This window comes from Serratia sp. Ae19-1, assembly GCF_059801225.1.
This window is the reverse complement of sequence record NZ_JBCHWD010000003.1, coordinates 464409-478186: the sequence shown is the minus strand read 5'-3', so window position 1 is coordinate 478186 and position 13778 is coordinate 464409. Positions and strand designations below refer to the sequence as shown.

Here is a 13778-nt window from a genome sequence, read left to right as displayed (position 1 = left end):
TTCTGACGGGAAAGAGTAACCGGATGAATTAAAGGGAAAAGCGGCGCAGCGGACGTGCGCCGGAGAGGATCAGCGTTTCTGGATATAGGTGATGGCCAGCGCCAGCGCCAACACCAGGCCTTTGATAATGTCCATGGCGTAGTAGGGCACTGAGAGCATCACCAGGCCGTTTTGCAGCACGCCGAGGATCACCGCGCCGATTAGGGTGCCGAGCGCATTGGGTTTGCCGGAGCCGGCCAGCGAGAAGCCGATGTAGGCCGCCGCCACCGCATCCATCAGATAGCCGCCGCCGGCGTTGACCTGCGAAGAACCAATACGTGACGCCAACAGGATGCCGCCAAGCGCCGCCAGCCAAGAAGAAATGACGTAAGCGGCCACCCTGTAACGTACGGTGCGAATGCCCGACAGGCGCGCGGCCTCGGGGTTGCCGCCGATGGCATACATGCGGCGGCCGTGCTTGGTCAGCGACAGGAACAGCTGCACCGCCACGGTGGCCGCCAGCATGATCAGCACGATCACCGGCACCTGACCGAGGGCGGAAAACATCTCCGGGATCAGGCCTTCCGCCATGTCGCCGTTCGGCAGCACCATGTTTTGGGTGATGGAGCCGCCGTAGCTGTAGGTCATCGCCACGCCCTGGATCACGAACAGGCTGGCCAGCGTCGCCAGCATATCGGGAATTCTGAACACCACGATCAGTAGGGCGTTGAACAGGCCGACCAGCGTGCACAGCAACAGCGTCACCACAATGGCGCCGGTGGTGCCGAACCCGTGCCAGACGAACAGCGAAATCACCAGCGCGTTGGCCAACGAGGCGGTCGAACCGACCGACAGATCGAAACCGCCGACCGACAGCGAGAGAGAGACGCCGATGGCGATCACCGTCACGATGGCGATCGAACGCAGGATATTGATGATGTTGTTGGCGTCGAGAAAGTTGTCCGACGCCAGGCCAAACAGGGCGATCAGCGCCGCGACGGTCAGCAGCATGCCCCATTTGTAGAGGAAATCGAACAGCTGTTGACGCCAGGGCAGCGCTGGCCGCAGGGCAAATTCTTTACTCACGCAGGGGTTCCTCCGGTGGAATAGAGCAATAAGGTTTCTTCGTCGATGTCGGCGGCGTGCAGCTCCGCCACGATGCGGCCGTCCCACAGCACGCAGATGCGATCGCACAGGCCAACCAGTTCGGCAAACTCGCCGGAGGCGTAAATCACGCCTTTGCCGGCGCGCGCCAGGCCGTCGATCAGGCTGAACAGTTCCCGCTTGGCCTTGATGTCTACGCCCTTGGTCGGCTCATCGAAGATCAGCACCTCGGCGTCGCCGCGTAGCCATTTGCCGATCGCCACTTTTTGTTGATTGCCGCCGGACAGGCGCGCCAGCCGCTGTTGCGGGCCGGAGGCGCGAATGTTCAGACGCTGCATGATCTCGCGCGCCCAGCGCAGTTCCTGTCGCCGGCTGAACAGGCTCCAGCGCGAGAAGCTGTCGTCGGCGCTGACGCTCAGGTTCATCGGGATCGCCTCATCGATAAAAATGCCTTCTTTGCGGCGCTCTTCCGGCACCAGAGCCAATCCCTGTTCGACCGACAGATGCGGCGCGCGCGGCGCCCAGGGTTGCCCGCGTAGTTCGCCGCGCTCGAGCTGCACCGCGCTGGCGCCGAACAGCGCTTTGCACAGCTCGGTTTTGCCCGCTCCGGCCAGCCCGGCGATGCCGAGGATCTCGCCTTCATGCAGCCGCAGCGAAACGTCGCGCAGCTTGTGGCGATCGCGTAAGCCTTGCACCTGCAGCAGCGTTCGCTCAGGGTGCGGCGGGCGCGGCGGCGGGAAAATGTCGTCCAGCCGATGGCCGAGCATCTTTTCGACGATCTGTTCGCCACTCAGCCCGCGCATGGCGTCTTCGCTGACGCGGCGGCCGTCACGCAGCACCGTCAGCCGATCGCAAATGTCGCTCAGTTCGTGGATGCGGTGGGAAATAAACACGATGCCGATGCCTTCGGATTGCAGGCGGCGCACCACGTTAAACAGGCGCTCGCTCTCGGCGCGATCGAGCGGCGCGGTCGGCTCGTCGAGCACCAGAAAACGGCAGCGGTGCGACAGCGCGCGCGCCAGCAGCACCTGCTGTTTTTCCGCCAGCGTACAGTCCGCCAGGCGTTTGCGCGGGTTGAGCGGCAGCGCCCATTGCTGCAACAGCTGCACGGCGCGGCGGTGCAGCTCCGCCCAGTTCAGCCAATGCCCCGGCTCGTTCAGCCAGTCCAGCATGATGTTCTCCGCCACCGACAGCGTGGGGATCAGCGCGACGTCGACCTCTTGCTGCACCACGTGAATGCCGTGGCGGCGCGCCTGCAACGGGGAGTGGATCGCCACCGCCTGGCCGTCGATCAGGATTTCGCCGCGATAATGATCGTGGGCGCCGGAGAGGATTGCCATCAGCGTCGACTTGCCTGCGCCGTTGGCGCCAACCAGCGCATGGATTGAGCCGCCCTGCAGCGTGAAGTCCACGTCTTGCAGCGCGTTGAAGCCGGCGAAGGCGATCGAGATATTGCGCATCTCGAGGCGTGAAGGCGTTGCGGTTGACATAGGGTATTAAGGCCGTTTAGATGTTTAGATGGCTGTTTTGCTCTGTTGTAACACAGATTGCGCCGTTGGCAACCAACAAAATGGCATAACGGAGATGAAAAAAGCGTTGGCGGGCTGGGGCGCAACCCGCGTCAGGCTGCGCCGGTGCGAGAAGCGGTCAGAAGGTGGTGGGGGTGTGTGCGCTGACGATGCGGCAGACACGCGCCGACGTATTGCTGAAGCTGTGCGGGATGCCGGTGTTGATGGCGTAACTCTGGCCGGCGCTCAGGCAGTAGCTCTGGCCGTTGATGGTCAGCACGATTTCGCCTTCCAGCAGGGTGCCGATCTCTTCTCCCTGATGCTTGATCTTTTCGCCGGTGGTGGTGCCGGGCTGGTAGGTTTCCAGCATCATCGCCAGGTTGCGCGTCGGGCTGCCGTTATGCACCAGTTTCATCGACACCCCCTGGCTGCCGATCTCAATCAGGTCCTCGGCGTCGATCACCACGCGCGGCTCGTCGGCGGCTTCCGGTTCGGCAAAGAATTCCGACAGCGACAGACCATACACCTTCAGCAGCTTTTGCAGCGTGCTGATGGCCGGGCTGACCTTGTCCTGTTCGATGGTGCTGATCGCACTGTGGGTTAACCCGGACAGTTCGGCGACCCGGCGCTGCGACAAACCCAATTGCTGACGGATCTGCGACAGGCGCTTGCCCGGTGCCAAGCTGGCTTCGCTCATAGCGGTACTTCCTTCTGGTAGGGGCGACAGGCAGAAATGAATATCGGTATCGGGCGCCTGTCTGGGCGATAACGATGCTGCATGATATCGGTAGTTAGGGCGAGTTTGGAAAATATATTGCCCATGCTCACCTTCAGCGCGGCGGACAAAATAGTTGACGTGAAAATGACGACAAGGCCTTTTCGGTCAATATTTTATCAATTTAGCAGCCGGCGGCGAATAATCAAACAGGATTGTAACATTTGCAAACCAATTCTGTTAAGGCTATGTTTCATATTGTGGATGTTATTTTGAGCGCCCAGCAGCGGCGCGGCCTGGCGAGAAATCCTATCATGTGTTGAATTGAACGGCGGACGGGCGCCAGCGCGCCTTCAGAGCATAATGGCGGGTGACGTATGCAAACCAATAGCGCAGCAGTTGAACATTTTGCACAGCATCATGAAGAGAGGCGAAGTAGCGCGTTCCAAAATGAGGTCGCTCATTATTTGGAACGCCATCCCGCCACGCAGTATATCGATATCCTTCTCACCGATCTCAATGGTTCCTTCCGCGGCAAACGCATACCCGTCTCAGGGTTGAAAAAACTGGAAAAAGGCAGCTACTTCCCCGCGTCGGTGTTCGCTATGGACATCCTCGGCAACGTGGTGGAGGAGACCGGTCTTGGGCAGGAGCTCGGCGAACCGGATCGCGTGTGCCTGCCGGTGCCGGGCTCGCTGACCCCCTCGGCCGCCGATCCTGAGCACATCGGCCAGGTGCTGCTGACCATGCTGGACGAAGATGGCACTCCCTTTGACGTTGAACCCCGCAATGTGCTGAATCGCGTGTGGCAGGCGTTGCGACAGCGCGGCTTGTTCCCGGTGGCAGCGGTAGAGCTGGAGTTTTATCTCATCGATCGGCAGCGGGACGCGGAAGGCGATCTGCAGCCGCCGTGCGCGCCCGGCACCCAGGAGCGCAACACCCAAAGCCAGGTGTATTCCGTCGATAACCTCAACCATTTCGCCGAGGTGCTGAACGATATCGACGCGCTGGCGAAGCTGCAGGGGCTGCCGGCGGACGGCGCGGTGGCGGAGGCCTCACCGGGGCAGTTTGAGGTCAACTTGCGCCATACCGACGATATCTTGCTGGCCTGCGACCATGCGCTGGCGCTGAAACGGCTGGTGCGGCTGGTGGCCGAGAATCACGGCATGCACGCCACCTTTATGGCCAAACCCTATGAGGATTACGCCGGCAGCGGCATGCATGTGCATGTCAGCATGCAGGACGGCGCCGGCAATAACCTGTTCGCCGACGCCGAAGGCGAGGATTCGCCGCTGTTGGAGCAGACGCTGGCCGGGATGATCACCCTGATGCCGGCGTCGATGGCGCTGCTGGCGCCGAACGTCAACGCCTACCGGCGCTTCCAGCCGGGGATGTATGTGCCTATCCAGGCTTCCTGGGGCCACAACAACCGCACCGTGGCGCTGCGTATTCCCTGCGGGGAGGCGGAGAACCGCCGGGTGGAGTATCGCGTGGCGGGCGCCGACGCCAATCCGTATCTGGTAATGGCGGCGATCCTGGCCGGCATGCTGTATGGGCTGGACACCGCGTTGCCGTTGCCTGCACCGGTAACCGGCAACGGGCTGGAGCAAGAGGGGCTGCCGCTGCCGATCCGCCAGAGCGACGCGCTGTACGAGTTTGAACACCAGCGCGCGCTGACGCACTATCTCGGCGAGCGCTTCACCCACGTCTACCACGCGTGCAAGACCGACGAGCTGCTGCAGTTTGAACGGCGAGTGACGGAGACCGAGATCGACTGGATGTTGAAAAATGCCTGAATAGGCGTATAAAGTAAGAGGTATGTGCGGGCGACCAGCCTGCCGGTAGCGGATTAATTCGCCTGCCGGGCTGGTTTTCCGTTCGATCGACAAAAAGAATTTGTATTTGAGGGTTTCCGGATCTTGTCATCCGGAGGCATTCTGGTGCAAAATATCTCAAATGCAGATAGCCGACGTTTTGAAAGCGTCGGTTATTTTTTTTGCATTAAGTTTTACCAACGTAGCGTTTCATACACCAAGCGAGGCCGGACACCGATCCGGATAGATAAATAGTTTCGTGCACGATCAAACAAAACTTTATGGTCGTGACTCATGAGGATTAGAAAGATGGGGCAATTTTTCACTTTAGCACCGGTGCCCGCCGGTTTCCGCTGTGGCCGCAGCGACTATGGAGCAGCCGAGGTTACCTCGACCCGTTATCCAGCTTACAATCCCCTTCTTTTAGAATTAAGTCGCTCGTTGCGAAGTTTCCCCGCAACCTTAAGTCTTGGCGTGTCCGCCATCCGCAAGGCTCAAGGTAAGGGGGGGCTGACCAATGTCCGATAACACCATCAACGCCGCTCCGGCTCAGCGCACTCAGCTGCGTAAAACCCTGACTTTAGTTCCGGTAGTGATGATGGGCCTGGCTTATCTGCAGCCAATGACCATTTTCGATACCTTCGGCATCGTATCCGGCCTGACCGATGGTCACGTCGCGACCGCGTACGCCTTCGCTCTGCTGGCGATCCTGTTTACCGCCCTGAGCTACGGTAAACTGGTGAAGAAATTCCCTTCCGCCGGTTCTGCCTACACCTACGCCCAGAAAGCCATCAGCCCGCACGTCGGCTTTATGGTGGGCTGGTCATCGCTGCTGGACTACCTGTTCATGCCGATGATCAACATTTTGCTGGCCAAGATTTACCTGGAAGCGATCTTCCCGGGCGTTCCGTCCTGGATCTTCGTGGCGGTGCTGGTCGGGTTGATGACGATTTTCAACCTGCGCGGCATCAAGCTGGTGGCCAACCTGAACTCCATCATCGTGGTGGTGCAGGTGGCGATCATGATCGTGTTCCTCGGCCTGGTGATCAACGGCATCTACCACGGCGAAGGCGCCGGTACGCTGGTCAGCAGCCGTCCGTTCTGGTCCGATAACGCACACGTGGTGCCGATGATTACCGGCGCGACCATCCTGTGCTTCTCGTTCCTGGGCTTCGACGGTATCAGCTCGCTGTCCGAAGAGACCAAAGACGCGGAAAAAGTGATCCCGAAAGCCATCTTCCTGACGGCGCTGATCGGCGGCATCATCTTTATCGTGGTGTCTTACTTCGTGCAGCTGTACTTCCCGGACATCTCGCGCTTCAAGGATCCTGACGCGTCGCAGCCTGAAATCATGCTGTACGTGGCGGGCAAGTTCTTCCAGTCGGTGATCCTGGTGTTCTCCTGCGTGACGGTATTGGCGTCAGGCATGGCGGCGCACGCGGGCGTTTCGCGTCTGATGTACGTGATGGGCCGCGACGGCGTGTTCCCGACCCGCTTCTTCGGCTATGTGCATCCGAAGTGGCGTACCCCGGCGCTGAACGTGCTGCTGGTTGGCGCCATCGCGCTGTCCGCGGTGTCGTTTGACCTGGTGACCGCGACCGCGCTGATCAACTTCGGTGCGCTGGTGGCCTTCACCTTCGTCAACCTGTCGGTGATCTCGCAGTTCTATATTCGCGACAAGATGAACCGCACCGTGAAGGACACGTTCAACTACCTGATCCTGCCGGTGATGGGCGCACTGACCGTCGGCGCGCTGTGGATCAACCTGGAAGCCAGCTCGATGACGCTGGGCCTGGTTTGGGCGACCATCGGTCTGATCTACCTGGCCGTCGTTACCCGCAGCTTCCGCCTGCCGGTGCCGCAAGCGAGCGAAGACGCCGCCTAAGCGCGAGCCGTTTCCTCAGCCACAAAAAAGGCCGCATTCGCGGCCTTTTTCTTTTCTGCTGCTGCGGGGTTACCCCACCAATTCTTTGCCGTAATCGAACAGCGCTTTCAGCAGGGCGGTTTTCTCTTTGTCGCCTTCGTGCAGGTTATACAGCGATTCCAACTGCAGCAGGTAACTTTGCACGCGCTCCGCGCTCAAGGCTTCCTGACGGTGCTGTAGCCAGCGGCGCTGCTCGGTGTCGTCCAGCGTATTCGGGTAGTTGCGCGCACGGAAACGGAACAGCAGCTCTTTCATGCGGCCGTCGTTGAAGGCCAGATCCAGCGCCGGCAGGTTTTGCGGTTTGGTCTGCTGGATAATCTTCATCGCCGCCTTGTCGGCGTCGCTGAAGAAGCCGTCATACAACCGGGCGTCGACGTCGTCGGAGCCCTTGAACGGCTCGGCTTCGGCGAACAGCGCCACCACTTTCTCGCGCACTTCCGGGTGCTGTTTCAGCAGCTGCAGGTTTTGCAGGCAGGCCTGGCGATCGATACCCAGCCGCTCGGCGTTCTCCGGCAGCAGGGTTTTGGCCGGCGCCAGCACCGGGCATTTGTTGATGTGCACCAGCTTGATCGGCACCGGCGCCTGATCCGGCGCCAGGTCGTCGCGGCGGGTGTACAGCCTTTCCCGCAGTTGCTCGGCGCTCAGCGTCAGCAGCGGCGTCATATCGCCGGCGAGATCGCACATGATCACCGCGTTCTTGTTGTCCGGGTGCCAGGCCAGCGGCGACACCCAGCTGGTGTTGCCGCGCGCCGCGCCGAACATGCCGGAGACGTGCACCAGCGGCGTCATGTCGGCGACGTCGATCAGAGCGTTCAGCTTGTGCTTGTTGCGGTGCTGCAACAGGAAATCGAACAGCCGCGGCTGCGCCTGCTTGACCAGCTTGGCCATGGCGATGGTGGCGTAAACGTCCGACATCGCGTCGTGAGCCTGCGTGTGCTCGACGCCGTTGGCGCGCGTCAGGTGTTCTAGGCGGAAGCTGGGGAAGCCGTCTTCATTTTCTGGCCAGACGATGCCGTCCGGGCGCAGGGCATAGCAGGCGCGCATCACATCCAGCAGATCCCAGCGCGAGTTGCCGTTTTGCCAGCTGTAGGCATAGGGATCGTAGAAGTTGCGGTAGAAGATATTGCGGCTGACTTCGTCATCGAAGCGGATGTTGTTGTAACCGAGAATACAGGTGCCGGCCACGCTGAAGGCCTGATGAATTTGACGGGTGAACTCGGCCTCGTTAACGCCTTTGGCGCGCGCCACCTGCGGGGTGATGCCGGTGATCATCACCGCCTCGGGTTCCGGCAGGTAGTCGTCGGCCGGGGCGCAGTAGATGACCAGCGGCTCTTCGATAATGTTGAAATCCATATCGGTGCGCACGCCGGCGAACTGCGCCGGGCGGTCCAGCGACGGGCTCTTGCCGAAGGTTTCGTAATCGTGAATGTAAAATGTGGCCGTTGCCTTGCTGCTCAAAATCGCGTCTCTTCAGTGGCGGATACAATATGCTCCTATTGTAACGGCGTGGGGAGCGATGCCAAGCGGCGGTTAGCGAAATGCGCGCAATTACGCACGACGATAGTAATCCAGCCGTTGATGAAAGTAGGGGAGCAGGTGGTCGGGGATCTGTTGTTCGGTTTCCGCCTGGGTCGAAGCGATGCCGTAGCGTTCGTTGTAGATCACGCTGATGGCCAGCAAATCGGTTTCTATCTGTTCACGTTGCGCTTGCGGTAAGCTATCCAGCTTTCGAGCCATCGTTATCTCCCTGTTAACCTTAGGGCATAATAGGATCGTTAGCGGATATTGTCCCTACCCATTCCGGGGGGCGGTGGACGCCTGAGCGGCTTGCTGCGAGCAGGGGGCCAGGCTGTGGCGAGCGGCGAACTCGCTCTCCGGGTGATGCGCGCCGAGCCGCTCAGTCCGGTTATACAGCGAACAGGCGCCGCCGATCACCGCCACCCAAAACAGGGTGCACAGCAGTAAAACCCCCAACCAGGCTTTTTGGTTATAGGTCATAAGTCCTCCACGGACGAGAAGAGAAATAACATTGACCGTTAAATTAAATCAGGGGCTGCATCAATGGTATTTAAACAGTAGGGATTAATCGCAATGGTTGCCCGACTCTTTTGTTACTAAATCCATGACGGATGTTTCAAAAGATTCCTTAAGATAATATTAAGAAGAGTGAGTCAGGGTGCCGTAATTCTATTTAATATTTGTTTAATTATCCGCAGATACAATCTTCCACATTCAATACCAATGTGGGTGACAATTATGAAAACGCTACTGTTGACCGGCGCTACCGGCTTTCTCGGTGGTGCAGTTCTCGAAAAATTATTGATTGAAAATCAGTCTATTAATTATCTTTTACTGGTGCGCGCCGAGGATGCGCAGCAAGGGCTGGCCCGTATTCGCGCGAATATGGAAAAGTTTAATATCGACGCGAACCTGCTTTCTAAAATCACGATAGAAAATATATTGTTGGGCGATCTTTCCGAGCCGGCCGAGTTTTTAACTGACGCACGCATTAACAATGTCACGCACGTTATTAACTGTGCGGCTGTTGCATCATTTGGTAATAACCCGCTCATTTGGAAGGTAAACGTGGAAGGCACCCTGGCCTTTGCCGAAAGAATGGCGCAGGTGCCGGGGTTAAAACGTTTCCTGCACGTCGGTACCGCCATGTCCTGTTCGCCGGAACCGGGTTCGCTGGTGGCGGAGAGCGGCGAGTTTGAGGAAGACGCCGAGCACCTGGTGGAATATACGCGTTCCAAATCCACCATCGAACAGCTGATGCGCCAACGCTGCCCGCAAATGCCGCTGACCATCGCGCGTCCGTCGATCGTGGTGGGGCACACTCGCTTGGGCTGTCAGCCTTCCAGCAGCATTTTCTGGGTATTCGGCATGGCGCTGATGCTGCGCAAGTTCATGTGCTCGCTGCAGGACAATATCGACGTGATCCCGGCGGACTACTGTGCGGATGCGCTGGTGATGCTGATGAACAGCGAAACGCTGGAGAACGACGTTTATCACATCTCCGCCGGCGTAGAGAGCAGCGTCAGCTTTGCCGAAATTGACAACGCCATGGCGGCGGCGCTGGAAAAAGCGCCGGTGGGCGATGAGTATGCGCAGGTAACCTACGACGCGCTGGTGAAAATGCGCCGGCAGCTGAAAGACATTTTCGGCCCGTGCAACGAGCGGCTGATGCTGAAGGCGATGCGCCTGTACGGATCGTTCGCCATGCTCAACGTGCGTTTCAGCAACGAGAAGATCCTCAAGCTGGGCATGCCGAAACCGCCGCGTTTCACCGACTACATCGCCGGTTGCGTGCAGTCGACCCGCGGGTTGTCTATCCAGCAGCAGATGGTGGTGGACTTCAAGTAACCGCCGGGCGCAACGGGCGCCCGACGTTGTCGTCCGTTACCAGGACGAAGACGACCAGAAGACGCGGCCGAGCACCACCAGTTGCTCTTTGCGCTGCTGATAGCTGAGATGCTCGTCCTGGTACTCTTCCCGGTTGAGGGAGCGGATGATGACGCCGCCGTCCGGCTGTTCGATCAGCACCTTCACCCGCAGCAAATTGCCGTGGCGGATGGCGTAGGTCTTGCCTTCGCGAATGCGCGTGTCGTCGGTGTTGATGCCGACCACGTCGCCATCCTGCAGGCGAGGCTCCATGCTGGAGCCGGAGATGCGGATGATGCGCGCGGCGTTGACCGCCACCCCCATCTTGTGCAGATAGTAACGGCGAAAGATCAGCGAAAACTCCTCGCGATCGACGATTTCGTAGCAGCCGTCGCCGGCGGAAAAATCGATATCCAGCAGCGGGATCTCCACAAACTCTTCCTTGTCTTGTTCGGTATCTTCCCATACCACCGGTTTCAAACGGGCGGGTTGGAAGTCCGACTCCGCCGCCACGTTGTCAAACGGGCGCACCAGCTGCTTTTCATGAAATACGTCGAACCAGCCTTTAGGCAAATTCAGCCTGGCCTCGATCCGCCTGGCTAGATTGTCGCCAAGATTGCGGGAGGATTTTTCCCCGATGATTTGGCTCAGCGTTGGCGCGGAAGATTCAACCAGCGTGGCGAACTCATTCTGGTTGACACCTTGCCGGGCGTAGCGGGCCATCAATTCGCGCAGATTGTTGCGCCTGATTTCTTTAGTTTCCATCGTTTGATGATCGCACTCTTTAGCAAAAAGGTAAATAACGGTTTTGCTAAAAAAGACTTGCGCATGATTTAGCAATTAGCTAAAACAGAAAGGTGAGCCGAAGGTTCACCTGTGCGGGGCGGCCTGTCATGATGAGGGGCCGCTCAGTGAAATCAAACGAGAGAGGGACTTTACGATGTACAAGATTGATTACAATAGCTACCGATCGGTCGCCAGCTTCGGCCACCGCGTGCGCTTTCTGGTGCTGCATTACACGGCGCAAAACTTCGCCGACTCGGTGAAGTCATTGACCGGAAAATCGGTCAGCGCGCACTATCTGGTGCCGGATCCGACCGAGGCCACCTATCAGGCCGCCGGCTTCAACGGCGTGCGCATTTTCAACCTGGTAGACGAGAACGAACGCGCCTGGCATGCCGGTACCAGCCAGTGGGGCACCCGCAGCAACATCAACGACACCTCGATCGGCATCGAGATCGTTAACCTGGCGAGTGGCGACGGTGAGAACATCACCTTCCCGCCGTTCAACCCGCAGCAGATCGAGGCGGTCACCCAGCTGGCGCAGAACATCCTGCAGCGTTATCCGGACATCTCGCCGGTGAACGTGGTGGCGCACTCCGACATCGCGCCGGGCCGCAAGAGCGATCCGGGCCCGCAGTTCCCGTGGCAGCAGCTGTATCAGGCCGGCGTCGGCGCCTGGTATGACGAAGCGACCAAGCAGCAGCGCCAGCAGGAATATTGCAGCCAGGGGCTGCCGGCGCAGGCCGAGCTGTTGAAACTGTTCGCCCAATACGGCTACGACACCTCGGCGGCGAACACCGCAGAAGGCTATCGCCAGCTGGTGCGCGCGTTCCAGCTGCACTTCCGTCAGCAGAAGTATGACGGCGTGATGGATGTTGAGACCGCCGCCGTTCTGCGCGCGCTGGTCGACAAATACGTCGCCTGAGCCTGAGTGCGAATGGGGGACGCCTCATTCGCCTTTTCCTTGTCGCGCTTCCTCCGTTAAAATAGCGGCCTGGCTGGTACTTATCGGAGGCATCGTGCGCCTCGATCGAAAAATCTCTTCCCTTGAGCTGCTGACCTATCGCCATTATCGCGTCGTCCACGGCGTGCGCATCGGGCTGGCGTTTATCCTGACTTTTCTGCTGATCCGCCTGCTGGCGGTGCCTGAAGGCACCTGGCCGTTGATCACCCTGGTGGTGGTGATGGGGCCGATCTCGTTTTGGGGCAACGTGCTGCAGCGGGCGCTGCAACGTATCGCCGGTACGGTGTTCGGCGCCGTTTCCGGCCTGATCGCCCTGTACCTCGAGCTCTATTCGCTGCCGCTGATGCTGGCATGGTGCGGCGTGGTGATGTTCGTCTGCGGTTACCTGACGCTCGGCAAACGGCCCTATATGGCGCTGCTGGTGGGGATCACGCTGGCGGTGGTGTGCGGCGCGGGCGCCGGCGACATGCACACCGCGCTGTGGCGCAGCGGCGATGTGATCTTCGGTTCGCTGCTGGCGCTGCTGTTTACCAGCATCTACCCGCAACGCGCCTACATTCTGTGGCGCATGCAAATGGCGGACTGCCTGCAAACCGCCGCCCGCATCTACGGCGCCTATTTTTCACCGAACGTCATTGAGCGGCCGCGGCTGGAGCCGCAGCTCAAGGATTTGTTGAATCAGGTGGTGAAGCTGCGCAGCCTGATCGTGCCCGCCAGCAAGGAGACCCGCATTCCCAAAACGGTGTTCGAAGCGGTGCAAACCCTCAGCCGCAATCTGGTGTGCACGCTGGAGCTGATGGCCGACGCCTACTGGGCCTCGCGCGAAACGCACTTCATCATGCTGAACGCCCGCACGCTGCGCAGCACCCAATTGCTGACGTTGAGCTCGCTGGAATCGCTGGCGCTGCTGATGCGCGAAGGGCCACAGGCGCAGCGGCAGGCGGCGGCGGGGCAGTTGGCGGAGATCGCCGGCGAGCTGAAAACGCTGATGCAGGAGGTTAGCCTCGGCCAGCACGGCGAAGCGCCGATTTACGGCTATGTCTGGCTCAGCATGGAGCTGGCGCAACAGCTGGAAGAGTTAGGGGATCTGCTCCAGGTTTGCACCGCCGCCGGGCGTGAATAAGGGGTCAGATCATGAAGGTGGCGCTTTGGGTTTTGGCCGCCGGGGCAAAGTGGGTAAGATAAGGCAATCACTGTTGTGCCGGACCGCCACAAACCTGTATCTTGGTGCCATGTGGCCGTAAGCAAATGAATCTGTGTATTACTAAAGCAAGGGTATAAAGATGGATAATGCAAATAAGCCGAGTTTCCAGGACGTGCTGGAGTTTGTGCGTATGTTCCGCCGCAAAAACAAACTGCAACGCGAGATCGTCGACAACGAAAAGAAAATTCGTGATAACCAGAAGCGCGTGCTGCTGCTCGACAACCTGAGTGAGTACATCAAGCCCGGCATGAGCATTGAAGACATTCAGGGCATCATCGCCAACATGCGCAGTGACTACGAAGATCGCGTTGATGACTACATCATCAAAAATGCCGATTTGTCCAAAGAACGCCGCGAGCTGTCCAAAAAGCTGAAGGCGATGGGCGAAGTGAAGTAAAT

At 59.3% G+C, this 13778-nt stretch carries 13 protein-coding genes; 6 read left to right on the top strand and 7 right to left on the bottom strand.

What is annotated here, in order from left to right; all coding sequences use genetic code 11:
* Positions 1 to 69: 69 nt before the first annotated feature.
* From AAIE04_RS12455 to puuR, 3 genes are all read right to left on the bottom strand, one after another.
* Positions 70 to 1065 (bottom strand): ABC transporter permease, encoded by a 996-nt coding sequence (locus tag AAIE04_RS12455; RefSeq protein WP_498577038.1) that lies wholly within the window; start codon positions 1063 to 1065, stop codon positions 70 to 72.
* Complete coding sequence (locus AAIE04_RS12450; protein WP_498577037.1) at positions 1062 to 2573, bottom strand: sugar ABC transporter ATP-binding protein; 1512 nt, start codon at positions 2571 to 2573, stop codon at positions 1062 to 1064. Before AAIE04_RS12450 ends, AAIE04_RS12455 begins: the two co-directional genes overlap by 4 nt.
* Before the next feature lie 157 nt (positions 2574 to 2730).
* A complete protein-coding gene (puuR, locus tag AAIE04_RS12445) occupies positions 2731 to 3288 on the bottom strand; it encodes an HTH-type transcriptional regulator PuuR (RefSeq protein ID WP_063919728.1) in 558 nt (185 codons plus the stop codon).
* A 395-nt stretch (positions 3289 to 3683) separates the two neighbouring features.
* Here puuR and AAIE04_RS12440 point away from each other — a divergent pair, with 395 nt between their 5' ends.
* A complete protein-coding gene (locus AAIE04_RS12440) occupies positions 3684 to 5102 on the top strand; it encodes a glutamine synthetase family protein (RefSeq protein WP_498577036.1) in 1419 nt (472 codons plus the stop codon).
* Between the two features lie 535 nt (positions 5103 to 5637).
* On the top strand, positions 5638 to 7005 hold the full coding sequence (locus AAIE04_RS12435; RefSeq protein ID WP_019453602.1) for an APC family permease: 1368 nt from the start codon (positions 5638 to 5640) through the stop codon (positions 7003 to 7005).
* A gap of 69 nt (positions 7006 to 7074) precedes the next feature.
* Here the strand turns inward: AAIE04_RS12435 and sbcB are convergent, their stop codons facing one another.
* From sbcB to AAIE04_RS12420, 3 genes are all read right to left on the bottom strand, one after another.
* On the bottom strand, positions 7075 to 8502 hold the full coding sequence (gene sbcB / locus AAIE04_RS12430; protein ID WP_063919726.1) for an exodeoxyribonuclease I: 1428 nt from the start codon (positions 8500 to 8502) through the stop codon (positions 7075 to 7077).
* Positions 8503 to 8592: 90 nt separating this feature from the next.
* A complete protein-coding gene (locus AAIE04_RS12425; RefSeq protein WP_019453600.1) occupies positions 8593 to 8781 on the bottom strand; it encodes a DNA polymerase III subunit theta in 189 nt (62 codons plus the stop codon).
* A 54-nt stretch (positions 8782 to 8835) separates the two neighbouring features.
* Complete coding sequence (locus AAIE04_RS12420; RefSeq protein WP_498577035.1) at positions 8836 to 9042, bottom strand: hypothetical protein; 207 nt, start codon at positions 9040 to 9042, stop codon at positions 8836 to 8838.
* 258 nt (positions 9043 to 9300) lie between these two features.
* Between AAIE04_RS12420 and AAIE04_RS12415 the strand changes: the two genes are divergently transcribed.
* On the top strand, positions 9301 to 10410 hold the full coding sequence (locus AAIE04_RS12415) for an SDR family oxidoreductase (protein ID WP_025160190.1): 1110 nt from the start codon (positions 9301 to 9303) through the stop codon (positions 10408 to 10410).
* A 36-nt stretch (positions 10411 to 10446) separates the two neighbouring features.
* Here the strand turns inward: AAIE04_RS12415 and AAIE04_RS12410 are convergent, their stop codons facing one another.
* Entirely contained in the window at positions 10447 to 11193 is a 747-nt protein-coding gene (locus tag AAIE04_RS12410) for a S24 family peptidase (protein ID WP_019453597.1), read from the bottom strand.
* A gap of 175 nt (positions 11194 to 11368) precedes the next feature.
* On the opposite strand from AAIE04_RS12410, the gene AAIE04_RS12405 reads away from it, so the two are divergent.
* The 3 genes from AAIE04_RS12405 (at position 11369) to tmaR (ending at position 13776) form a co-directional block, all read left to right on the top strand.
* Positions 11369 to 12136: an N-acetylmuramoyl-L-alanine amidase gene (locus tag AAIE04_RS12405; protein ID WP_019453596.1), complete on the top strand. Its 768-nt coding sequence runs from the start codon at positions 11369 to 11371 to the stop codon at positions 12134 to 12136.
* A 94-nt stretch (positions 12137 to 12230) separates the two neighbouring features.
* Positions 12231 to 13298 (top strand): FUSC family protein, encoded by a 1068-nt coding sequence (locus AAIE04_RS12400; protein ID WP_019453595.1) that lies wholly within the window; start codon positions 12231 to 12233, stop codon positions 13296 to 13298.
* A 160-nt stretch (positions 13299 to 13458) separates the two neighbouring features.
* Complete coding sequence (tmaR, locus tag AAIE04_RS12395; RefSeq protein ID WP_004935612.1) at positions 13459 to 13776, top strand: PTS system regulator TmaR; 318 nt, start codon at positions 13459 to 13461, stop codon at positions 13774 to 13776.
* The last annotated feature ends 2 nt before the right edge of the window (positions 13777 to 13778 follow it).